The 21,512-nt window shown below is 74.1% G+C and carries 27 protein-coding genes; 13 read left to right on the top strand and 14 right to left on the bottom strand.

Going from position 1 to position 21,512, the window contains the following annotated elements:
* Positions 1 to 12: 12 nt before the first annotated feature.
* Positions 13 to 294: a DUF427 domain-containing protein gene (locus E4P38_RS13810; protein WP_135132390.1), complete on the bottom strand. Its 282-nt coding sequence runs from the start codon at positions 292 to 294 to the stop codon at positions 13 to 15.
* Between the two features lie 526 nt (positions 295 to 820).
* A complete protein-coding gene (locus E4P38_RS13805) occupies positions 821 to 1,204 on the bottom strand; it encodes a PaaI family thioesterase (protein ID WP_135132389.1) in 384 nt (127 codons plus the stop codon).
* Between the two features lie 191 nt (positions 1,205 to 1,395).
* Here E4P38_RS13805 and E4P38_RS13800 point away from each other — a divergent pair, with 191 nt between their 5' ends.
* The 3 genes from E4P38_RS13800 to E4P38_RS13790 all read left to right on the top strand — a co-directional run bounded on the left by E4P38_RS13800 (position 1,396) and on the right by E4P38_RS13790 (position 3,750).
* Positions 1,396 to 1,833: a hypothetical protein gene (locus tag E4P38_RS13800; RefSeq protein ID WP_135132388.1), complete on the top strand. Its 438-nt coding sequence runs from the start codon at positions 1,396 to 1,398 to the stop codon at positions 1,831 to 1,833.
* A 199-nt stretch (positions 1,834 to 2,032) separates the two neighbouring features.
* Positions 2,033 to 2,458 (top strand): YciI family protein, encoded by a 426-nt coding sequence (locus tag E4P38_RS13795; protein WP_135132387.1) that lies wholly within the window; start codon positions 2,033 to 2,035, stop codon positions 2,456 to 2,458.
* Positions 2,458 to 3,750, top strand: coding sequence for an RNA polymerase sigma factor (locus E4P38_RS13790; protein ID WP_135132386.1), 1,293 nt, complete (start codon positions 2,458 to 2,460; stop codon positions 3,748 to 3,750). Before E4P38_RS13795 ends, E4P38_RS13790 begins: the two co-directional genes overlap by 1 nt.
* A 3-nt stretch (positions 3,751 to 3,753) precedes the next feature.
* On the opposite strand, the gene E4P38_RS13785 is transcribed toward E4P38_RS13790, so the two are convergent.
* The 5 genes from E4P38_RS13785 to E4P38_RS13765 form a co-directional block, all read right to left on the bottom strand.
* The gene (locus E4P38_RS13785; RefSeq protein WP_135132385.1) at positions 3,754 to 4,137 is read right to left on the bottom strand and encodes a hypothetical protein; all 384 of its coding nucleotides are present in this window, start codon (positions 4,135 to 4,137) and stop codon (positions 3,754 to 3,756) included.
* A gap of 49 nt (positions 4,138 to 4,186) precedes the next feature.
* Positions 4,187 to 4,687 (bottom strand): SRPBCC family protein, encoded by a 501-nt coding sequence (locus E4P38_RS13780; protein WP_135132384.1) that lies wholly within the window; start codon positions 4,685 to 4,687, stop codon positions 4,187 to 4,189.
* A 9-nt stretch (positions 4,688 to 4,696) separates the two neighbouring features.
* Positions 4,697 to 5,320 (bottom strand): TetR/AcrR family transcriptional regulator, encoded by a 624-nt coding sequence (locus E4P38_RS13775; RefSeq protein WP_280791085.1) that lies wholly within the window; start codon positions 5,318 to 5,320, stop codon positions 4,697 to 4,699.
* Positions 5,321 to 5,373: 53 nt separating this feature from the next.
* On the bottom strand, positions 5,374 to 5,802 hold the full coding sequence (locus tag E4P38_RS13770; RefSeq protein ID WP_135132382.1) for a MarR family transcriptional regulator: 429 nt from the start codon (positions 5,800 to 5,802) through the stop codon (positions 5,374 to 5,376).
* A gap of 164 nt (positions 5,803 to 5,966) precedes the next feature.
* A complete protein-coding gene (locus E4P38_RS13765) occupies positions 5,967 to 6,269 on the bottom strand; it encodes a hypothetical protein (protein WP_135132381.1) in 303 nt (100 codons plus the stop codon).
* A gap of 96 nt (positions 6,270 to 6,365) precedes the next feature.
* Here E4P38_RS13765 and E4P38_RS13760 point away from each other — a divergent pair, with 96 nt between their 5' ends.
* Positions 6,366 to 7,580, top strand: a complete 1,215-nt coding sequence (locus E4P38_RS13760; RefSeq protein ID WP_135132380.1) for a hypothetical protein — start codon at positions 6,366 to 6,368, stop codon at positions 7,578 to 7,580.
* On the opposite strand, the gene E4P38_RS13755 is transcribed toward E4P38_RS13760, so the two are convergent.
* Positions 7,570 to 8,025: a GNAT family N-acetyltransferase gene (locus tag E4P38_RS13755; protein WP_209309100.1), complete on the bottom strand. Its 456-nt coding sequence runs from the start codon at positions 8,023 to 8,025 to the stop codon at positions 7,570 to 7,572. The genes E4P38_RS13760 and E4P38_RS13755 overlap by 11 nt on opposite strands.
* Before the next feature lie 104 nt (positions 8,026 to 8,129).
* Here E4P38_RS13755 and E4P38_RS13750 point away from each other — a divergent pair, with 104 nt between their 5' ends.
* The 6 genes from E4P38_RS13750 to E4P38_RS13725 all read left to right on the top strand — a co-directional run bounded on the left by E4P38_RS13750 (position 8,130) and on the right by E4P38_RS13725 (position 14,190).
* Entirely contained in the window at positions 8,130 to 9,143 is a 1,014-nt protein-coding gene (locus E4P38_RS13750; protein WP_135132379.1) for an iron ABC transporter substrate-binding protein, read from the top strand.
* Between the two features lie 92 nt (positions 9,144 to 9,235).
* A complete protein-coding gene (locus E4P38_RS13745; RefSeq protein WP_135132378.1) occupies positions 9,236 to 10,738 on the top strand; it encodes an iron ABC transporter permease in 1,503 nt (500 codons plus the stop codon).
* A complete protein-coding gene (locus tag E4P38_RS13740) occupies positions 10,735 to 11,817 on the top strand; it encodes an ABC transporter ATP-binding protein (RefSeq protein ID WP_135132377.1) in 1,083 nt (360 codons plus the stop codon). The genes E4P38_RS13745 and E4P38_RS13740 overlap by 4 nt, the downstream gene beginning before the upstream one ends.
* Before the next feature lie 56 nt (positions 11,818 to 11,873).
* Positions 11,874 to 12,668 carry an aldolase gene (locus E4P38_RS13735; protein WP_135132376.1) on the top strand — a complete coding sequence of 265 codons (795 nt, stop codon included), beginning with the start codon at positions 11,874 to 11,876 and terminating at the stop codon, positions 12,666 to 12,668.
* Positions 12,665 to 13,516, top strand: coding sequence for an NAD(P)-dependent oxidoreductase (locus E4P38_RS13730; protein WP_135132375.1), 852 nt, complete (start codon positions 12,665 to 12,667; stop codon positions 13,514 to 13,516). Before E4P38_RS13735 ends, E4P38_RS13730 begins: the two co-directional genes overlap by 4 nt.
* Positions 13,513 to 14,190, top strand: a complete 678-nt coding sequence (locus tag E4P38_RS13725; RefSeq protein ID WP_245161016.1) for a glycosyltransferase — start codon at positions 13,513 to 13,515, stop codon at positions 14,188 to 14,190. Before E4P38_RS13730 ends, E4P38_RS13725 begins: the two co-directional genes overlap by 4 nt.
* 2 nt (positions 14,191 to 14,192) lie before the next feature.
* Here E4P38_RS13725 and E4P38_RS13720 read toward each other — a convergent pair whose 3' ends face one another.
* The 6 genes from E4P38_RS13720 to E4P38_RS13695 form a co-directional block, all read right to left on the bottom strand.
* Positions 14,193 to 15,632, bottom strand: coding sequence for a glycosyltransferase family 39 protein (locus tag E4P38_RS13720; protein ID WP_135132374.1), 1,440 nt, complete (start codon positions 15,630 to 15,632; stop codon positions 14,193 to 14,195).
* Positions 15,633 to 15,674: 42 nt separating this feature from the next.
* On the bottom strand, positions 15,675 to 16,187 hold the full coding sequence (locus tag E4P38_RS13715) for a DUF6328 family protein (protein ID WP_135132373.1): 513 nt from the start codon (positions 16,185 to 16,187) through the stop codon (positions 15,675 to 15,677).
* Between the two features lie 103 nt (positions 16,188 to 16,290).
* A complete protein-coding gene (locus tag E4P38_RS13710; protein WP_135132372.1) occupies positions 16,291 to 16,764 on the bottom strand; it encodes a PGPGW domain-containing protein in 474 nt (157 codons plus the stop codon).
* The gene (locus E4P38_RS13705; protein ID WP_135132371.1) at positions 16,761 to 17,339 is read right to left on the bottom strand and encodes a hypothetical protein; all 579 of its coding nucleotides are present in this window, start codon (positions 17,337 to 17,339) and stop codon (positions 16,761 to 16,763) included. Before E4P38_RS13705 ends, E4P38_RS13710 begins: the two co-directional genes overlap by 4 nt.
* A gap of 92 nt (positions 17,340 to 17,431) precedes the next feature.
* Positions 17,432 to 17,701 (bottom strand): DUF2277 domain-containing protein, encoded by a 270-nt coding sequence (locus tag E4P38_RS13700; protein WP_135132370.1) that lies wholly within the window; start codon positions 17,699 to 17,701, stop codon positions 17,432 to 17,434.
* Between the two features lie 84 nt (positions 17,702 to 17,785).
* The gene (locus E4P38_RS13695; protein ID WP_135132369.1) at positions 17,786 to 18,418 is read right to left on the bottom strand and encodes a hypothetical protein; all 633 of its coding nucleotides are present in this window, start codon (positions 18,416 to 18,418) and stop codon (positions 17,786 to 17,788) included.
* Between the two features lie 145 nt (positions 18,419 to 18,563).
* Between E4P38_RS13695 and E4P38_RS13690 the strand changes: the two genes are divergently transcribed.
* From E4P38_RS13690 to E4P38_RS13680, 3 genes are all read left to right on the top strand, one after another.
* Positions 18,564 to 18,977 carry a hypothetical protein gene (locus E4P38_RS13690; protein ID WP_135132368.1) on the top strand — a complete coding sequence of 138 codons (414 nt, stop codon included), beginning with the start codon at positions 18,564 to 18,566 and terminating at the stop codon, positions 18,975 to 18,977.
* Between the two features lie 102 nt (positions 18,978 to 19,079).
* On the top strand, positions 19,080 to 19,979 hold the full coding sequence (locus tag E4P38_RS13685; RefSeq protein ID WP_135132367.1) for an SDR family NAD(P)-dependent oxidoreductase: 900 nt from the start codon (positions 19,080 to 19,082) through the stop codon (positions 19,977 to 19,979).
* Between the two features lie 176 nt (positions 19,980 to 20,155).
* Positions 20,156 to 21,508, top strand: coding sequence for an MFS transporter (locus E4P38_RS13680; protein ID WP_209309099.1), 1,353 nt, complete (start codon positions 20,156 to 20,158; stop codon positions 21,506 to 21,508).
* The last annotated feature ends 4 nt before the right edge of the window (positions 21,509 to 21,512 follow it).

Here is a 21,512-nt window from a genome sequence, read left to right as displayed (position 1 = left end):
CCGCCGATCGGCTCAGCGGACCTGGACGCCCCGCCAGAACGCGACCCGGCCCTGGATCTCCTTCGCGGCGTCCTTGGGCGTGGGGTAGAACCAGACCGCGTCCTTGTTGACCTGCCCCTCGACCTCGAGGTCGAAGTAGGAGGCGGTGCCCTTCCAGGGGCAGACGGTGTGGTGGTCGGAGGGCCGCAGGACGTCCTCGCGCACGGCCTCGCGCGGGAAGTACGCGTTGCCCTCGACGGTGACGATGTCATCGGACTCGGCGATGACGACGCCGTTCCAGGTCGCAGTGGTCATGCGTTCATCGTCCCCCTCCGACGCAAGCCGTCGCGGGGGAGCGGTCTACCAGCGGAGCGGGTACATCTCCCGCGACTGCGCCGTCCGGCACGCGCGGCAGTGGCCCCAGGTGACGATGTTCAGCGGGGTGGTCGTGGCGCCGCACTCGGGGCAGTCCACGGTCTCCTGGGCGTGGGCCCGGGCCTCGGCGATCTCCTTGGACCGCTCCTCGTGGATGGCCTGGTCGCCCCGGCAGGGGCAGCCCAGATGGGCTTCTGCGCAGCGTCCATGCGTCGTGGCGACGGGGTGCCTCCTGGAAATGAGAGATGTACCCCGCTGACGCTACTCAGCTGCGCCAGCCCTGGCGGCTTTCGTCGCTGTTCCGTGACCCGCGCCACTCCGGCGGTCGCGCCCTGCCGTCGGACGGCACGGGCCGGTCGAGCAGCCACTGACCTGCGACTTTGCGGTACCTGCGGGTTCTGCCTCGGCGGGTGGTGGCCGGACGACCCCGCCGATCTCCCCACCCGCTCGGGTGACGTGCGGGAGGTCAGTCGTGCAGGAGGGCGAAGGTTGCGACCGCGTGCACGAGGCTGCGGCCGTCCTGCTCGATGTCGGCCTCACACACCGTGAGGTGCTCGCCGCGGGTGCGGACGCGGGCTGTGACCTCCAGGCGCCCGGGCTTCCCCGGCCGCAGGTAGGTGACGGTCAGCTGGCTCGTCGCGGGAACGTCGCCGTCGTCGGTGGCGCTGCGGACCGCCGTCCCCATGGCCGTGTCCACCAGGGTTGCCAGGACGCCGCCGTGCACCGTCCCGGCGGGGTTGAGGTGGTCGTCGGTCGCCTCGAACCCCAGGTGGGCGGTGCCGTCGGTGACCTTCTCGACCCGCACGCCCAGCCGCCCGGCGAACCCACCCGGTTCCGTCTCGTCGCTCATCGCCGGTCCCTACCCGCCGCCCGGGTGTCCACTCGGACCCGCCACCTGGGACGAGTGGGGCCGCCGGGTCGTACGCAACCGTTCGTTACCGGTTCGACGCCGCCGGCGACGTGTGGAACACCCAGGTCAGTAACCCGGTCAGTGAAGCTCTCGGGGATCGCACGACATTCAGCGAGTTCACAGGAGCAGCCATGACCTACCCCGGTTCCGACCACGCCGCACCGGGCCAGCCCGGCACCCCCCAGGACGCCTGGGCACCGCAGACCGACGGGCAGGCACCGCAGCCCGAGAAGAAGAGCAACGTCAAGAAGTGGGCCTCGGTCGCCGGCGCTGTCGCCGTCGTCGGGATCGGTGGCGCGTACACGCTCACCGGTGGCTTCGGCATCGGCGACCCCAAGGTCAACGACTGCGTCCAGATGAAGAGCGACAACGACTTCTCGGTCGTCGACTGCGACTCCTCCGACGCGGAGCTCAAGATCGTCGGCATCGAGGACGAGAAGAAGACCGAGGACGAGTTCATGGCCGACCCGGCCAGCTGCTCGGAGTTCGCGACCGCCGAGGCCGCCCTGTGGTCCTCGTCCGGCCTGATCACCGACAAGGGCACGGTCTACTGCGCGGCGTCGCTCTGACGTCGTCCTGACCTGCACGACGAGTGCCCCGCTGGTTCGCCGGCGGGGCACTCGCGCGTTCCGGGGCCGGCGAGATCGGCCGAAAAGAATCTTGTGCGGCGGTGTCGATCCGGGTGAGGCTCGTTCGACGTGTCAGTAGAGCGGGGCCGAGCCGGCCGGATGGGCCGGCCCCCGTTCCCGGCACGAGAGGGAGACTCCGATGCGTTACATGGTGATCGTCAAGGGCAACGAGGACACCGAGAACGGCGTCCTGCCGACCGAGCAGGAGCTCGCCGAGATGGGCGCCTTCAACGAGGAGCTCGTCAGGGCCGGCGTCATGCTGGCCGGTGAGGGGCTGCTCGCCAGCTCGAAGGGCGCCCGCGTCCGGTTCGACAAGGACGGGAGCTCGACCGTCGTCGACGGGCCGTTCGCGGAGACGAAGGAACTGGTCGCCGGCTTCTGGATCCTCGAGGTCTCCTCGCGCGAGGAGGTCCTCGAGTGGGTGCGGAAGGCGCCCTTCCGGGACGGCGAGGTCGAGGTTCGGCAGGTCGCCACCGCCGACGACTTCGGCGACGCCCTGACCCCGGAGCTCCGCGAGCAGGAGGACCGGCTGCGCGCCACGTCGGCGGCCCAGCACGGGTCCTGATGACCGATCTGACCCTCACGGCCTCGGCGACCCACCGTGTCGTCGACGCCGTCTGGCGGATGGAGTCCGCGAAGCTGATCGGCGCGCTCACGCGCGTCACCGGGGACGTCGGACTGGCCGAGGAGCTCGCCCAGGACGCCCTCGTCGCAGCGCTCGAGCGCTGGCCGGAGACCGGCGTCCCCGACAAGCCCGGTGCCTGGCTCATGGCCACCGCGAAGCACCGGGCGATCGACGTCTTCCGCCGCTCCGAGCGGCTCGAGCGCAAGACGGCCGAGCTCGGCCGGGAGATCGTCGTGGCCGACGAGCCGGACTGGGCGGCGGCGCTGGACGAGGTCGTGGAGGACGACGTCCTGCGGCTGGTCTTCATCTCCTGCCACCCGGTGCTCTCCCGCGAGGCCCGCGTCGCACTCACGCTCCGGCTGATCGGCGGCCTCACCACCGACGAGATCGCCCGCGCCTTCCTGGTCGCCGAGTCGACCGTGGCCCAGCGGATCGTCCGGGCCAAGCGCACCCTCACCGCGGCCAAAGTGCCGTTCGAGCTGCCGCCCGGGCCGGAGTTCACCGCGCGCCTGTCCTCGGTCCTCGAGGTCATCTACCTGGTCTTCAACGAGGGCTACTCGGCCACCTCGGGGCAGGACTGGGTGCGGCCGGCCCTCTGCCAGGAGGCGCTGCGGCTGGGCCGCATCCTCGCCGCGCTGACGCCGGCAGAGTCGGAGGTGCACGGGCTGGTCGCCCTCATGGAGATCCAGGCCTCGCGGCTGCGTGCGCGGATCAGTGCGACGGGGGAACCGGTGCTGCTTCCCGACCAGGACCGCGGCCGCTGGGACCGGGTGCTGATCGGCCGCGGTCTCGCTGCTCTCGACAAGGCCGAGCGCAGGGGCAGCGCGCTGGGCCCGTACGGACTCCAGGCCGCGATCGCCGCCTGCCACGCCCGCGCCGGCACGGCCGAGGCCACCGACTGGCCGCAGATCGCCGCGCTCTACGAGGCGCTCGCCGAGCTGGCGCCGTCCCCGGTGGTGGAGCTCAACCGCGCCGTCGCGGTGTCCCGGGCCTACGGGCCGGCAGCTGGGTTGGAGCTGGTCGACGCGCTGACCGACGTCCCGGCGCTGCAGGGCTACCACCTGCTGCCGAGCGTCCGGGGTGACCTGCTCGTGCAGCTGGGCCGGCACGAGGAGGCGCGGCTGGAGTTCGAGCGCGCGGCCGCGTTGACCCGCAACGAGCGGGAGCAGGCCCTGCTGCGCGATCGGGCTGCGGCATGCGCCGTGCTGTCGGGGCGTCACCTCGGCGGCTGAGGCTCAGTTCCGCACCAGCCGGCGTCCGTGGTCCTCCTCCTCGAGACGCAGCCGGGACGGGGTGGCCGTGACCAGCTGCCAGGCGGTGCGGTGCCCGTCCGGGCCGTCCGCCCAGCCGCGGGCCAGCGTCTCGTCGACCAACTGCCGCACCAGCGCCTCGTCCTGCGGATCGGCGGCGAACAGCAGCCGCAGCGTGACCATGGGGCCCGCCCGGTGCGCGTGCGTGTGGTGCGGCGCCAGCGGGCACGGCGGCTCGTGCGACCAACTCCCGCAGAGCGCGACGGTGATCGCCGCTCCCGGCGCGCGGTCGTCACCGCCCGGATCCAGCACCAGGACGGCGTCGTGGGCGTAGGCCACCCGGGTGGGCGGCCGGTCCTCGGCATCCATGGGGAGTGGTTCTAGTCGGGAACGGCGAGGGACGGGGAGATCGCGCGCGTCAGTCGGGCGGGGCGTTCTCCGCCACACGGGTCTCGGCGGTGACCCGCAGGCGCTCGAGCGTGCTGCGCATCCCCGTGTGCAGTGCCTCCCGACGGTTCCCGCCGCGGAAGATCCGCTCGATGACGAACCACCCGATCCGGCTGATCGGCCGTTCCACCTCGTAGCCCTCGACGACGCGCGTGCCGCCATCGGCCGGCTCGAAGCGGTAGTGCCAGGCGATGGTGCCGGCGAACGGCTCGGTGCGGGCGAACGCGAACTCCCGGCCGGGCTCCGCGACGGTGACCACGGGGCTGTTCTTCCACGTCCGGCCGCTCTCATTCTGGTTGACGGCTTCGAACCGCGCGCCGACGGCGGGACCGGTGGCGCCACCGATCCATCGGCAGCTGACCACCTCCGGGCTGAACTCCGGCGTCCGGGTCACGTCCGCCACGAGTGCGTAGACGTCCTCCGGCGGAGCGGCGACGACGGTGCTGACCTCGTCACGGTCGAGCGTCTGCATGGCGACTCCTCAGGGTGCGTAGGCGGAGAGGAACAACTCGAGCGCTGTCTCGGTGAGCCGGCTGAAGACGCCCTGGTCGAAGGCCGCGCCGGGCTCGTTGGCCAGTTGCTGGGTGATGAGACCGGAGAGGACGACGGTGTAGAGACGGACGGCGTCGTCGCTGTCGGCGGCGGCGCTGAGCTGACCCAGGCTCACGGCCGCGGTGAACTCGGCGCGCACGTCCGAGGCGTCGTCGACGCTCGTCGCGAAGATCTCGGGGGAGGGCTCGAAGCCCGGTACGGGCCGCCAGTGCAGCAGCTGGGCGAGGGCGGGGTTGGCGACCGCCCAGCGGACGACCGCCGCACCACCGGTCCGGATCCGCGGCGCCCCGGGCGGCAGGCTGTCGACGGCACGGCGTACCGCTGCCAGCTGCTCGGCCAGGCCGCGGGCGAACAACGCGTCGTACATGGCGTGCCGCGAAGGGAAGTACTTGTAGAGCGAAGGCCCCCGGATACCCATGCGCCGGGCGACCTCGGAGACGCTGAGCGCGCCGACGCCCTCGGAGGTCATGAGGACGACGGCATGCGCGAGGGCCTCGTCGCGAACCGCTGCGCGCCGCCGGGTGACTCGTGACGACGTCTGGCTTGGACTCATAGCCACGGCTAGAGGGTGTAGCCGGACGCTCGTGTCGTCAAGAGGTGCCGGCGTCAGTCGGGCGGGGCGTTCTCCGCGAGCTGGGCGAGCAGCCGTCGCAGCTCGGCGACCTCCGTCTCGTCCAGCCCCGCGCGCAGCCGGCCGTCGAACGCCCCCGCGGCCCGGCGCAGGCGGAGGAAGAGTGCCTCGCCGGCTTCCGTCACAGTGACGCGCTGGACCCGGCGGTTGTCCGCCGTCCGTTCACGGCGGACCAGGCCCTCGCGCTCGAGCCCGTCCAGGTGATGGCTGAGCGTGGGCTGGCGGATGCCCACGGCGTCGGCCAGTTCGCCCTGGGTGCGGTGCCCCGCGGTCTTCAGTGACAGGAGCACCAGCCAGGTGGGCCGCGAGCCACCGACGGCGGCCAGCGCGGCGTCGAACTCCCTGCTCAGCACCTTGGCGGTGGAGCTGACCAGGAGTCCGATCGGGATCTCAACGGGGCGCACGAGAGAACGATAGACGTCGAAACGTTAGACGTCTATCGTCGTCGGCATGGCCGGTACCGCCACCCGCCGCCTCGCTCCGCGCTGGCGGAAGCTCCTGCTCACCACCCATATCGGCGCATCGGTGGCCTTCTGGGCACCGTGCGGCCGGATCCGCGCCGCCTGAGTCAGGGCAGCCGCTCCAGCAGGACCCGCGCCACCGCCGTCGCCGCGGGCTCGACCGCCGGTGCCTCGGCCGCTGCGCGCAGCCAGGCGGCCAGCGGCGGGCCGACGGCGGGGGACAGGGCGATGATCCACCCGGCCGAGCCGGCCCGGGCCTCGGCCACGTGCTCGGTGGCGCCATGGCTGTGGGCGATCACCTCGGGGCGGCTGGCCAGCAGTCCGCCGGTCCGCCAGTCGCCCGCCGTGGTGCGGGCGGCGAGCCGGTCGAGGCGGTCGGCCGTCGTCCGGAGGAGCGCGCGGTCGTCCATGGGCAGATCCTCCCGCGACGCAGGAGGACGGCCCGCGGTGGCTACCGGGCTGGCAGGGTGACCGGGTCCCGGGCGGTCGACGGCGAGGGGGCCGGCATGGCAGGCAGGCGTTCCCGGTTCGCGGCCGTGCCGCTCGCGCTGGCCGTGCTCACCGGATGCACGTCGGCCGCGGACGGCGGCGAGGCGGAGCCCCACGCGAGCCACTCCGCGGCGTCGGCGTCGTCCCCGAGCCCGAGCCCGACGACCAGTGCCGCGCCGACCACTCCCGCCGTCGACGTGCTGCCGGGCATGCCGGCCGTGGTCGACCCCGCCAACCTGTACTCCGAGGCCGGCGCGGGTGAGCTCAGCCCCGCCGCCGCGGCGGCCCGGCCGCTGGTCTACGTGCCGCACAGCGGGTCCGGCGAGGTCCGGGTCATCGACCCCGCCACCTTCCAGGAGATCGACCGGTTCGAGGCCGGGATCGAGGTCCAGCACGTCGTCCCCTCCTACGACATGCAGATGCTCTACGCGACCGACGACATCGGGAACACGATCACGCCGATCGACCCGAAGACCGGGGCGCACGGTGACCGGATCCCGGTGATCGACCCGTACAACATGTACTTCTGGCCCGACGGGAGCTCGGCCGTCTCCGTCGCCGAGGCCCGCAGGATGCTCGTGTTCTACGACCCGCACACCTGGGCCGAGCAGGGACAGCTGGCGATCCCCGAGTGCGGCGGCATCGACCACGCCGACTTCACCGCCGACGGGCGGACGGCGGTGTTCACCTGCGAGTTCGCCGGCCGGGTTGCCGTCGTCGACGTCGCCTCCAGGACGCTGCTGCGGATCATCGACATGCCCGTCCGCAACACCCACATGGGACCGCAGGACATCAAGCTCTCGCCCGACGGCCAGCGCTTCTACATCGCCGACTCCGACCAGGGCGGCCTCTGGGTGCTCGACGGGGCCGCGACCCAGGTCATCGGACAGATCCCCCTGGGCGCCGGGACGCACGGCATCTACCCCAGCCGCGACGCCGCCGTGCTCTACGTGACCAGCCGGATCGCCGGCACCGTCAGCGTCCTGGATCCCGTCACGGGCGAGGTGAAGGCGACCTGGCCGGTCCCGGGCGGCAGCCCGGACATGGGCGGCGTGACGGCGGACGGCACCCAGCTGTGGCTGTCCGGCCGCTACAACAGGGAGGTCTACGTGATCTCCACGGCCGACGGGAGCCTGCTCGCGCGCATCCCGGTGGGCGACGGGCCGCACGGGCTCTGCGTCTGGCCCCAGCCGGGGCGGTACTCCCTCGGGCACACCGGCGTCACGCGCTGAGAGCCGGCTCGCGCCGCATGGGCACGTGGGGGATGCCGTCCTCGATGTAGCCGGGGCCGCTGCGGCGGAAGCCGAAGCGCTCGTACCAGCCCTCGAGGTGGGCCTGCGCGCCGAGCGTGATCGGGACGTCGCCGCAGAGCGCGATGCCCTCCGCCATCAGCCGCGCGGCCAGCCCCTGCCCGCGGAAGCCCGCGGCGGTCGCCACCCGCCCGATCGCCCGGCTCGCCCCGTCGTCCAGGACCCGGATGGTCGCGGCGACCTCGCCGTCGGACTCCAGCCACAGGTGCACGGTCGCCGGCTCGACGTCCCGGCCGTCCAGCTCCGGGTACGGGCACTCCTGCTCGACGACGAAGACGTCCACCCGCAGCCGGCACAGGTCGTACACCTCGAACGGGGTGAGGTCGGCGAACGCAGCCGTGCGCAGGTGGAGCGAAGGAGAGGTCACCGACTTGTTGTAGCTCACGTCCGGGGAGCCGCGCGGCGGGCGGTCGCCGTGGTCACCCGTCGTCGTGATTAGGTGTGCCTTGCCTAGCTGAAGGAGAACGACGCGTGACCAGGCTCGTGCGGGCGACCGCAGGCATCGCCGCCACCCTCGCCGCCGGCACCGTGCTCGCGGCGTGCGGCTCGGCGGACCAGGCGACGCTGACCGTGTACAGCGCGCAGCACGAGAGCCTGGTCCGGGCGATGCTCACCGAGTTCACCGAGGAGACGGGGATCGAGCTGGAGTTCCGCGACGCCAACGACTCAGAGCTCGCCAACCAGATCGTCCAAGAGGACGACGCCTCCCCGGCCGACGTGTTCCTGACCGAGAACAGCCCGGCCATCGACGTGGTGGACGACGCCGGGCTCCTCGAGCCGCTGGACCAGGCGACCCTCGACCAGGTCGGCGAGCAGTACCGGCCGTCGTCGGGCACCTGGGTCGGCTTCGCCGCCCGTTCCACCGTGCTGGCCTACAACCCCCAGGACGTCGCCGAGGCCGAGCTGCCCGCGTCGATCCTCGACCTCGCGAACCCCGAGTGGGCGGGCCGGGTGGGGATCGCGGCCGGGGGCGCGGACTTCCAGGCCATCGTCAGCGCCGTCCTCGCGCTCGAGGGTGAGGACGCCACCCGCGCGTGGCTGACCGGCCTGGAGAGCAACGCCGAGGTCTACGCCAGCAACACCGCGGTGATGAAGGCCGTCGACGAGAGCGAGGTCGACGTCGGCGTGATGTACCACTACTACTGGTACCGCGACCAGGCCGAGGGTGGCCTCGTCGGGGACGACGCGCGGCTGCACTTCTTCGGCAACCAGGACCCGGGCGCCTTCGTCAGTGTCTCCGGCGCCGGCGTCCTCGCCTCCTCCGACCAGCCCGAGGAGGCCCAGCGCCTCGTCGAGTTCCTCACCAGCCCGGAGGCGCAGCGGCGTCTCGCCGAGAGCGACGCGCTCGAGTACGCCGTCGGCACCGGGGTCGCCTCGGCGGACGCGCTGCCGCCGCTGGACGGGCTCGGCGCCCCCGTCGTCGACCCCGGTTCGCTCAGCTCGACGACGGTCACCGAGCTGATGCAGGACGTGGGGCTGCTCTGACCACCGTCGCCGTCCCGGGCACCGGTGCGCCGCCCCCTGCGGACCGGCGACGGCGCACGTCGACGGGTGGACGGCGGCTGCGGCGCTCGCCGGTGACGGTGGCCCTGGCGGTCTGCGTGGCCGCGCTGGCGCTCCTCCCGCTGGGCTACATCGCGGTCTACACCGTCGACGTCGGCTGGTCCGGGGTGCGCGAGCTGGTGTTCCGGCCGCGGGTCGCCGAGCTGCTCTGGAACACCGCGCGCCTGGTGCTGGGCACGGTGCTGTGCTGCGGCGTCCTCGGGGTGGGCGCGGCCTGGCTGGTCGAACGGTCCTCGGTGCCGGCGCGGCGGGTGTGGCACGTCCTGCTGGTGGCCCCGCTCGCGGTCCCGGCGTTCGTCAACAGCTACGCGTGGATCTCGCTCCTGCCGGGCCTGGACACCTACGCCGGCGCCCTGCTCGTCGTGACGCTGTCCTACTTCCCGTTCGTGTACCTGCCTGTGGCCGCGGCCTTCCGCGGGCTGGACCCGGCGCTGGAGGAGACCGCCCGCGGTCTCGGGCTGTCCAGCTGGGCGGTGTTCTTCCGGGTGCACCTGCCGCAGCTGCGCGTCGCGTTCCTCGGCGGCAGCCTGCTGGTCGCCCTGCACCTGATGGCCGAGTTCGGCGCGCTGCAGATGCTGCGATACCCGACCTTCACCACCGCGATCTACGACCAGTACCGGGCCACCTTCAATGGCCCCGGCGCGACGATGCTGGCCGGCGTCCTCGTGCTGCTCTGCCTGGCGCTGCTGCTGGCCGAACTCCGGCTGCGCGGGCGGCGGGGCTATGCACGCAGCGGCCGCGGTGCCGCGCGGCCCGGCCGTCCGGTGGCCCTGCGGGCACTGACCGTCCCCGCCCTGGCCGGGCTCGGAGCGCTCGTCGGTCTGGCGCTGCTCGTGCCGCTCGCCAGCCTGGGCTGGTGGATGGCCCGGGGGGCGTCGACCGCCCTCGACTGGAACAGCCTGGCGGCCACGACCGGCACGACGCTCGCGCTGGCCGGTACCGCTGCGGTCGCCACGACGGCGATGGCGCTGCCCACCGGGTGGCTGGCCGTCCGGGCCCGCGGCCGGCTCTCCACCCTGCTCGAGCGCAGCACCTACCTCGGCAGCGCCGTACCTGGCATCGTCGTCGCCCTCGCGCTCGTGACGATCAGCATCCGGGCGACGCCGTGGCTCTACCAGACCGTGCCGGTGCTGCTGGCCGCCTACGCGATCCTGTTCCTGCCCCGGGCGATCGTGACCGTGCGCGCCGCGGTCGAGCAGTCCACGCCGCTCTACGACGACGTCGCCGCCTCGCTGGGTTCCTCGGCGCCCGACCGGCTCCGGCGGGTCACCCTCCCGCTGCTCGCCCCGGGGATCGGCGCCGGGGCCGCGCTCGTCTTCCTCGCCGTCGTCACCGAGCTGACCGCGACCCTGCTGCTCGCGCCCACGGGAACGACCACGCTGGCCACCGCGTTCTGGTCGGCGAGCAGCGCGCTGGAGTACGGCGCTGCCGCCCCGTATGCCGTGGTCATGGTGCTGCTGTCAGCGCCCGCTACCGTGCTGCTGTCCCGCGACCCCCGACGAGGTCTGACCCCATGAGCTCACTGACAGTGACGGACCTGACCAAGTCCTTCACTCCCGGCACCCCGGTCCTGACCGGGGTGGACCTGCACGTGCCGGCCGGCAGCCTCACCGCACTGCTCGGCCCCTCGGGCTGCGGCAAGACGACCCTCCTGCGGCTGATCGCCGGCTTCGACGACCCCGACTCCGGCACCGTCGTCGTGGGCGACCGGGTGGTCACCGGCGCCGGGCGCAGCGTGGCCGCCCGCCGGCGCGGGATCGGGTTCGTGCCGCAGGAGGGCGGGCTGTTCCCGCACCTGACCGTCGCCGGAAACATCAGCTTCGGCCTGCCCCGGCAGCAGCGGCGCGACGGCGGACGGGTCCGCGAGCTCCTGGCGCTCGTCGGCCTCGATGCCGATCTGGCCGACCGGCCCCCGCACCAGCTCTCCGGTGGGCAGCAGCAGCGGGTGGCCCTCGCCCGGGCTCTGGCGCCCGGGCCCTCCCTGGTGCTGCTCGACGAGCCGTTCTCCTCACTCGACGCCGGGCTGCGCGAGGAGACCCGGGTAGCCGTCGCGGCAGCGCTGCGGGCGATCGGCGCGACCGCGGTGCTGGTCACCCACGACCAGGCCGAGGCGCTGTCGATGGCCGACCAGGTCGCCGTGCTCCGCGGGGGGCGGCTGGTGCAGCTCACCGACCCGCGCACGCTCTACCGGCGGCCGACCGACCTCGACGTCGCGACGTTCGTCGGCGAGGCCGTCGTGCTCGACGCCGACGTCCGGGCCGGGGTGGCGCACTGTGTCCTCGGCGCCCTGCCCCTCGAGCCGGCCGGCGACGCCGCCGTCCCGGACGGCAGCGCGAGAGTGCTGCTGCGCCCGGAGCAGCTCCGGCTGTCCGCGCCACGGCCGGACCTGCCCGTCGCCCGCGTGCGGGCCGTGGACTTCTACGGCCACGACTCCCGCGTCTGGCTGGACCTGCCCGACGGCCGCTTGGTCAGCGCGCGGCTCGAGGGCGCGGACCTGCCGTCGGCAGGGGAAGACGTGTCGGTCTCGGTTCTGGGCGCGGCGCTCGCCTTCCCGCAGGACCTCACCGCGCAGCCGGCAGCGGCCCGCTCGGCCTGACGGCCCGCTCCCAGGGGGCTTCCAGGTTTCCGGTTAGGGAAGCCTAAGCTGCGGGCGTGGAACTGTTCCTCTTCACCGTCGACCCCCGCTGGGGCTCCGCGGTGGTCGACGCCGGCGCGGCCGGGATCGTCGTGGACTGGGAACGCCGCGGCAAGGAACGCCGGCAGCTCGGCGAGGGCACCCAGATCAACGCCGACACCGCCGAGGACCTCACCCGCATGCGCGCCGCCACCGACGGGCGGCTGCTGTGCCGGATCAACGGCTCCGGGCCCTGGACCGGCGCCGAAGTGGACGAGGCGATCGCGCGCGGCGCCGACGAACTGCTGCTGCCGATGGTCCGCACGACCGACGAGGTCGACCGGACGCTGGACCTGGTCGCCGGGCGGTGCGGGCTCGGCATCCTGATAGAGACCCAGGACGCCGTCGAGCGCGCCGCCGTCCTGGCCAGCCGTCCGCTGTCGCGCATCTACGTGGGGCTCAACGACCTGCGCATCGACCGTGGGTCCGACGAGCTCTTCCGGCCGCTGGTCGACGGGTCGGTGGACGCCGTCCGCGCCGAGGTGGCCCAGCCCTTCGGCGTCGGCGGCCTGACGCTGCCCGGCGGCGGGTCGCCCGTGCCGAGCGATCTCCTGGCCGCCGAGCTCGTGCGGTTGGGCGCCGACTTCACTTTCCTGCGCCGGTCGTTCACGGCCGACATGGCCGGCCGGGACCCCGCCACCGAGGTGCCGCGGCTGCTGCAGTCCCTTGCTTCCCTGCGGCGTGCGGAGCCGATCGGGGCGGCCGGCCGTCGAGACCGGTTCGTCGCGGCCGTGACCGGACGGGAACGGCTGCCCGCGGCGCTGCCCGCGTGAGAGCGCTCGTCACCGGCGCGGGCGGCTTCGTCGGGCGGCACCTGGTCGCCCGGCTGGTCGCTGACGGCTGGGACGTCGGAGGGCTGACCCGGGCCCAGGTCGACCTCGCGGACCCGGTCGCGTCGGCCGCCGCGGTGCGGGCCGCTGACCCGGACGTGGTGTTCTCCCTGGCCGCCGGGCGGGCGAAGGCGACGCTCACCGAGCGCGCCGCCACGGTCGCCGTCAACACCAGCCCCTGGCTCGTGGACGCCCTGCCCGACCGCTGCCGGACCGTGGTCCGCCTCGGGTCCTCGACGGAGTACGCGGCCTCGCCCGCACCCCTCGCGGAGGACGCGGCTCTGGAGCCGCGCGGCTTCTTCGGCGCCACCAAGGCCGCGGGCTCGCTGCTGCTGCAGGCGGCCGCGGCCGAGCGGGGGGTCCGCGCGGCCGTGCTGCGGGCGTTCCAGGTGTACGGGCCGGGCGACCATCCGACCCGGCTGGTGCCCGTGGTGCTCGACGCCGCGCGCACGGGAGCGACCGTGCCGCTGCCGGCCCAGCTCAGCCGGCGCGACTGGGTGTGGGTGGGCGACGTCGTCGAGGCGTGCGTGCGCGCCGCCCGGGACGACGGCCTGCCTCCCGGCGTCGTGGTCAACGTCGGCACCGGCGTGCAGACCAGCACCGAGGAGCTCGTCGCCACGGCCGAGCGGGTGACCGGCCGGCCGATCGCCACGGCCGCGGGCCTCCATCCGGGCCGCGAGTGGGACACCGCCGACTGGGTGTGCGATCCCACCGCCGCCGGGGAGCTGCTCGGCTGGACGCCGACGGTGGACCTGGCCGAGGGGCTTGCGAGGACCTGGGCGGGGTCGTGAGAGTTGCCGTCGTCGTGCCGGTCTACGGCAACGCGGCCACCCTGCGGCCCCTCGCCGAGCGGCTGGCCGCCGCGCTGACCGGCCGGGACTGGCGCCTGCGGCTGGTCATCGACGCGTCGCCCGACGACAGTGCCGCGGTGGCGGCCGCCCTCGCCGCCGGGGATCCGCGCATCTCGGTCACCCGCCTCGACGTCAACGTCGGCCAGCACGCCGCCCTCGCCCGCGGGCTCGCAGACGTTCCGGCCGCCGAGGCCTGGGTCTGCCTGGACGCCGATCTCCAGGACCCTCCGGAGGCGGTGCCCCTGCTGCTCGACCGGCTGGCCCAGGGGGACGTCGCGGCCGTGTTCGCGGGCCGGCGCGGTGCCTATGAGTCCTGGTTGCGGCGCCGGACGGGTGACCTGCACCGGCTGCTGGCCGCCCGGCTCACGGGGCTGCCCCCGGACGCCGGGGCCTTCCTCGCGATGGGGGCAGGAGTGCGCCGCGCCGTCCTGACGGCGATGGGGGAGGAAGGCGCGCCGAGCGTCGTCCTCGCGGTGGCCCGAGCGGGGGAGCCGGTCGCCAGCGTGCCGGTGGCGCGCGACCGGCGGCCGGAGGGCCGGTCGGCGTGGACGGGCCGCGCCCGCCTGCGCCAGTCGGTGCGCTCGCTGGCGTGGGCCGCGCGTCGTCGCCGCTGAGGTCAGCGTTCCCAGAGCTGCAGCACGAAGTCGGTCTTGCCGCCGGGGAACGCGTCCTCGCGGCTCATCGTCAGGCCGGCCGCCCGCAGGATCTCGTCGTCGTCCGTGGGCTCCGGCGCCCCGTCGATGATCCGGCGCACCATCCACACCCGGTCGGCGCCGGCCGGCGCATCGTCGGGCGGCAGGATCACGTCCGGCCGGAGCCGGGGCTCGAGGATGCGGACGTAGTGGTCCAGGGCGGTTGCGGAGCGCTGGTCGGCGGCGACGACCGGCTCCCCGGGCCGGTGGAGGTCGGCGAGCAGCCGCACGACGTCGTCACCCCGTTCCCGCGGCTCCCGCGTGGCCAGCGGTGCACTGGCCAGCAAGGAACAGGCGACGAGCAGCGCGCCGACCGGCACGCGGGCGGCGCGGGGGAGTGCGAACGCCCCCGCCGCGGCGGCCACCCCGAGGCCGAGCAGCCCGAGGAGAAGGTACCGCGGCAGGTACACCGGGCGGACGAACTCGGCCAGGACCAGCAGGAACAGTGGCACGACCACCCACGCCCCGGTGACCACGCGGGTGCCCCGGGCACGCAGCGCGCCGATCAGCCCGAGCGCCACGGTCAGGTACAGCAGCGGCGTCCGGCCCCCGGCCCACGCCTCGACCGCGAGACCGGTCAGCCCGCCTGCGGTGTCGTGCAGGTGCTCGGCATTGCGCGCCCCGGTGCCGTTGAGCAGGTTGACCCCGACCATTCCGACGGCGGGCAACGCGGCGACAGCCCCGGTCAGCAGGACCGGCAGCGCCCGGCGGCCGCGCAGCAGCAGGGCGGCCGTGACGAACGCGGCAAGGACGGTGACGGCGTACCAGTGGGCGAGCCCCATGCCCGCGCCGGCCAGACCGAAGAGGACGAGGCCGCGCGGCGGCTCCTGCAGCCAGCGGACGAGGCCCAGGACGGCACCGCCGGTGGCGAGGACGGCGAGCCCATAGCTGCGCGCCTCGACGGCCTGCTCCAGCACCAGGGGGCTGCACGCCAGCACCAGCCCGGCCAGCACCCCGGTCGGCCGCCCTCCGAGCCGGCCGACCGCCCGGGTGACCAGGGCCAGCCCGCCCGCCGTCGCCAGGAGCGAGAGGACGCGCAGGGAGGTGTCCCCACCCAGCCACGGCAGCGACATCCAGGCGTGGACGACGACGTAGTACGGCGCGTTGTAGGACGGCGGGACGCCGTTCAGGTAGCCGGCGGTGCCGCGGCCGTCGGCGACGGCGGAGAGGAGATCGCGCAGCGGCAGGCGGGCCACCTCGGCGGTGAACAGCTCGTCGAACCAGAGGCCGTGCCCGGGCAGCAGCAGGAGGATCCCCAGCAGCAGGACCAGTGCCGGCGGGAGCAGCTCGGCTGGCGACCAGTGCAGGACCGGCGCGTCGACGGTCCGGGACGGGGGGACCCGTTCCGTCGTCGCTGTAGCCACGCCTCGGAGGCTAGGCGAGCGTTCGCCCGGTGCCCGGCACGCCTACCCGTCGGTGTCGTCCGGGACGGCCTGCGGATTGTGGGCGCGCTGCCAGAACGGCACGGCGAGCCACCACCAGATCAGGAACGCGGCCAGGGCCCCCGCGGTCACCCATGCCAGGGTCAGCGAGAAGAGGACATTGACGACGAGGAGCAGCGCCGCGCAGGTGGCCACCCCGAGCGCCACGAGCCCGGCGACGGCGGACCGGTTGCTGCGCCGGAGCAGCCCCTCCTTGTCCTGCTGGCGGAAGAGCACGCGGTGCTGGGCGGCCGGTGCGATGAGCAGCGCCGTGGCGAGCGCGGCGGACGCCAGCGCGACGAAGTAGACGCCCTTCTGGAAGTCGGTGATCCGGTCGATGGTCTGCTGGAAGGGGACGATCAGCAGGAAGGCGAGCAGGAACTGCACGCCGGGGAGGGCGACCCGCAGCTCGTTGAGCAGCTCCATGAGCTCGCGATTGACGCGCTCCTGGCGTGTCTCGCCGTCGGTGCCGTCGCCGCTCCCTGATCGCTCGCCCATACCGGCTTGTATATGCCCGCGGGAGGCCTTGTCGCACCTCGCGGCACGCGATCAGGGGACTCGTCGACATGTCGTCCTGTCGACTCGTCGACGAGTGGATTCCTCAGAGGCCGAGAGCCAGCTTCGCCTGGTCGACGAGCTGGTAGTGCCCCACCGCCCAGAAGGCGACGCCGGCGGCCGCCAGGCCGCCGAGGGTGACCGCCGCCGAGCTGACCGGGTGCTGCTTGGCGTGGTTCCAGGCGTCCTGCGCCTTGCGCTTGAACGCCGCGAAGAACCGGGCAGCCCACTCGAACTCGGTCGACCAGACCCAGAGCCCGACGAGAACCGGCGGGATGGTGAGCGGGCCCGGCAGCGCGGTCAGCGCGATGCCGAGCACCACGAACAGCAGGCCCGCGACGAAGACGGCGACCCGCCACGGCAGCAGCAGGCCCGGCGAGCTGTGCATGCGCTCGCGCAGCGAGCCCGGCTTCACCGGCCGGGGCTTGCCGAGGCCGTCCGTGCAATCAGGGCAGCGCGTGGCGCCGCCGCCATGGCTCTCGTCGCGGGCCAGGGTGGTCGGTGCATGGTGAGCCGTCACGTGGGAACGACACCCGAGGCCGCAGCGTCCTTACCGGCGAGGCCGCGAGCCACCTCGCTGGGGCGCTGCTGCTCCCCGGCGTAGGAGCTGACCGCGACGAGCGCCCCGGTGAGTGCGGGGATGACCCACTGCAGGGTGTCCAACTGCTGCTGGGCGGCGGCGAGATCGGGCTGCAGTGCCTTGGTGCGCTTGCTGGGCTTGGTGCCGCGCTTCGACGGCGGGTTCTCCGCGGCGGAGACCTTCTGGCCGAGGATCCGGCTGTAGGCAGTGGCGCCCAGCGCAGCGGCGGTGAGCAGCGTCTTGAGCGTCGACATCGCGGCGACGCCGTCCTGGTGAGCCACGCGCTGCTTGTTCGCCTTGAGCTGTCCGACGCTGCCGACCAGATGCGCGCCGATGGCGAGGGCGTTGACGGGCGTCCACCGGTCCCAGCCCGCGTTCGCCACGCGACCGGTGTCCGTGTCGCTGCCGGCTTCGGCAGCAGCGGCGTTCAACGCGACCGCGTTGGCGAGGGTTCCGCCGAACCAGGCCGACAGGCCGAGGTCGTGCAGCGTGCGCGAGAGGGTGTTGCGAGCCATGACGATCTCCTCGGTCGAGCGGGGGGTGCATGAGCCCTACCCCGCACTCCCGACGTCATGCCGGTTGTGCGCAATACAAATGGTCGCGCCGGTCACGTGCCGTAGCGGAGCGCGGCCCGTTCACGGGCCTTGACCGCTTCGACCTCCCGGTCCTTCGGCGGTGCGGTGGTCACGAGCGCGTCCAGCAGCCGCGTCGAGGCTGCGGCAACCTCGGCGACGGCCCGGTCGAACGCCTCGGCGTTGGCCCGGGACGGCTTGGTGCTGCCGCTGATCTTGCGGACGTACTGCAGCGCGGCGGCCTGGACCTCGTCGTCGGTCGCCGGCGGCTCGAAGTTGGAGAGCGGGCGGATGTTCCGGCACATGGCAGACAGCCTAGGAGCCGGGCCCGCCCATGACACGGCCCCGCGCAGCGAAGGCTGTGCGGGGCCGGGTGCGTGCGGGTCGGGCTAGACGCCGAAGCCGGCCCGGTCCACCTTGCGGTGGTAGCGGTCGCCGAGCTTGCCGCCCAGGACGGCGCCCAGCAGCGTGACCAGCAGGATCGCCACCAGCGTGATGATCCCGGCGGTCGTCGCGGTGCCCTCGTCGACCGGGATGCGCGGCAGGTTGAGGTCCTGCAGCACGTTGTACTTCGAGCCGAGGATGGCGCCCGCGGCGGCCAGCACGATGACGACGATCAGGCCGACCAGCCAGACGGCCAGGCCCTGGCGGGCGCCGTCGAAGCGGGCCATCCGGCCGGCGACGTAACCACCGGCCAGGTAGGCCAGGAAGAGGACGACGAGGATCGCGATCCCGCCGCCGATGCCGATCTCGTTGGCCTGGTCGGCTGCCTCGTCGGCGGAGTCCACGCCCTGGGCCAGCCCGAGGGCGAGGCCTCCTGCCGACAGGAGGGCGACCAGGATGACGGCGAGGCCGTTGGCCGACAGCCAGCCGAAGAAGGCGGCGCCCCACTTGATCCCGCCGAAGCGGTCGTGCTGGGCGGCCACGGCGTCGCGGCCGGCGCCCCGGGTGACGGATGCGCCGTCGGTGCGGACTGTGTCGCTGTGCGTGTGATCGTGCTGCGTGTGATCCGTGCCGGCCATGGATGGGCCTCCTTCGTGCAGGTGGGCTGCGGTCATCCCCCAGCAGTCGGCGTGCTGCATGCCCGGTGCACCGGGGCGCAAACGGGCGATGATCGCGATTCGCCCGGTCGGGCGACGGCAGAGGGCGACGGCAGAGGAGGCGCTGATGAGCGTGCTGATCGTGGACGCCGCGAACGTCGTCGGCTCGCGGCCCGACGGCTGGTGGCGGGACCGGGCGGGAGCCGCGGAGCGACTGCTCGGGCGGCTGGCCGCGGTGCCGGGGACGACCCTGACCGGCCCGGACGGCGGCCCGGTGACCTGCACCGAGGTGGTCGCGGTGGTCGAGGGCAAGGCGCGCGAGGCGGCCGCGCCGGACGGCGTCCGGGTGGTGCGCGCCCCGGGCAGCGGCGACGACGCGATCGTGGCGAGCGCGGAGGAACTGGCCGTCGACGGCGTCCCGCTGCTCGTGGTGACCGCCGACCGTGGCCTGCGTTCCCGGCTGCAGCCGGGCACCGCGGTCGCCGGTCCCGGGTGGCTGCTGGCCGAGCTCGACCGGATCGGTTGCGCACCACCGGCATGACCGCACGACGCCCCGGGTAGGCCCGACGGGACGCCGAGCGGAGGCGGGCCGGCCCAGCTCCATCATCGAGGCCGTTCCCGTCCCGCCCCGAGGAGCTGAGCCGTGCCGACACCGTCCCACCCGGGATCCCCCGAGACCGTCCTGATCACCGGTGCCTCCAGCGGCATCGGGCGGGCCACCGCGATCGAGCTGGCCGGCCGGGGCGCCCGCCTCGTCCTCGTGGCCCGCGCCGAGGAAACGCTCGAGGAGGCTGCTGCCGAGGCCCGGGCGGCCGGCGCGGCGGAAGTGCTGGTGTGTCCCGCCGACATCCTCGACGAGGACGCGATGCAGGCGGCGGTGGATGCGGCCGTCCAGCAGTTCGGCCGGCTGGACGCCGTCGTCCACGCGGCGCAGGTCATGGCCTACGGCAAGATCGAGGACGTTCCCCGCGAGGTCTTCGAGACGGTGGTGAACACCGCCGTGCACGGCACGGCGGTCGTGGCCCGCGTCGTCCTGCCGGTCTTCCGGCAGCAGGGCGCCGGGCACCTCGCCATCGTCAACTCGCTGCTGGGCTCGGTGGCGACGCCGCTGCTCGGCAGCTACGTCTCGGCCAAGTGGGGGCAGCTGGGGCTCATCCGGGTGCTCCAGCAGGAGACCCGCGACGAGCCGGGGATCTCGATCTCGGGCATCCAGCCGGGTGGCGTCGACACCCCGATCTACTTCCAGGCTGCCTCGTGGATCGGCAGCACGGGTCGGCCGCCGCCGCCGGTGTACTCCCCGCAGCGAGTGGCGCGGATCGTGGTGGCGACGCTGGACCGCCCCCGGCGCATGGTGCAGGCGGGCTTTCTCAACCCGCTGGTCATGGCCGGCTTCCGGCTCGTGCCGGGCATCTTCGACGCCCTCGTCGGGCCGATGATCAGGGCGCTCGCCATCGCGAACGACGACGTGCCGCCCACGGAGGGCAACGTGTTCCGGTCCCAGCCCGAGGGCAACGCCACCGAAGGGCGCTGGCGCAGCATCTGAGCCTCGCTCGGGAGGGGAGTGGGCACACTCACGCCCCCCAACGGGCGCGTGGGACAGCGGGATGGCTCGATCGCTGTCACCGTGGAGATCGGGTGCCCGAGGTCGTGTGCTCCATCCCGTCCCCGTGGCCACCTCTCGAAGACGCGAGGCGCCGGCGTCTTCCCTGAGAGGTACCCGTGCCCACCCATTCCGTCCTTCCGCGCGCCCGCATGCCCGTCGCCGGGCTCGTACGGTCGGTCGCCCGCGTGCCCCCGCCCTCCGTCGGGCGCCTCCGGGCCGCCGTCACTGGTCTGTTCGTCCTCGACGGCGCCGTCTTCGGCAGCTGGGCGGCCCGCGTGCCCGACGTCGCCACCCGCGTCGGCGCGGACCACCGAACGCTGGGGATCGCGCTGCTCTGCCTGTCCCTCGGTGCCCTCGTCTGCATGCGCTTCACCGGCGCCTGGTGCACCCGCTTCGGCGCGGGGCCGGTCAGCGCCGTGGCCGCGGTCGCGGTGTCGGCGTCGGCGGTCCTGCCGGGCCTGGTCTATTCGGTCCCGGCGTTGTGCATCGCGCTGTTCGTCTTCGGTGCCGCGACCGGCATGGTGAACGTCGCGGCCAACGCCGTCGGGGTGCAGGTGGAGGCGAGCGTGGGCCGGCCGATCCTGTCCGGGTTGCACGCCGGCTTCAGCATCGGCGGGCTGGGCGGAGCGCTGCTCGGCGGTGCCGTCGCCGCGCTCCTCGGCGTGGGCGCGCACCTGGCACTGGTCGCGGCGGCCGGACTCTTCGTCAGCGGCTGGGCGCTGCCGGCCCTCGTCGGCGCCGGCCGTGGCACCGAGAGCCGGCCGGCGCGGCGGCGGCCCGGCGGGGAGTTCCGCAGGCCGACCGCGGTGCTCGTCGTCCTCGGTGCGATCGCCGGCTGCACCGCGTTCGGCGAGGGGGCACTGACCGACTGGGGAGCGTTGCTGCTGCGGGAGCACCTCGGTGCCCCGGCCACCGTCGCGGCCGCGGGGTACGCCGGGTTCGCCCTCGCCATGGCCTGCGGTCGGCTGCTCGGCGGACGCCTGCTGCTGGCGCTGGGGGAGCGGCGGCTGCTCGTGGGCGGCGCTCTGCTGGCCGCGTCGGGCGCCGTCGCCGCGGTGACGACCGGCTCCCTGGCGGTCGCGCTCGGCGGCTTCGCCCTCGTAGGCCTCGGGCTGGCCAACGTCTTCCCGCTGGCGATCGCGCGAGCCGGGCTGCTCGGCGGTGCGCGGGGCATCGCGTTGGCCACCACGGTGGGCTACACGGGCCTGCTCGGTGGCCCGCCCGCGATCGGACTGCTCGCCGAGCTCGCGGGACTGCCCGTCGCGCTGGCCTCGGTGGCGGTGCTGGCGGTCGTCGCCGCCGTCCTCGTGCTCACCGTCTCGGGCGAGCGGGTCCGGCTGCCACGCCCGCGCACCCTGCTCGACCGCGCCGTCGCGACCGTGGGCGGCCGGATCCAGCCGGTGGTGTCCGGCTTCGGGCACGGCACCGCCGTCTACGTCCGCGACCTCGAGGTGCTGCTGGCCCGCTGACGGT

The organism is Blastococcus sp. CT_GayMR16 (assembly GCF_004570875.1).
GTDB lineage: Bacteria > Actinomycetota > Actinomycetes > Mycobacteriales > Geodermatophilaceae > Blastococcus_B.
This window is presented reverse-complemented; position numbering and strand designations above follow the sequence as displayed.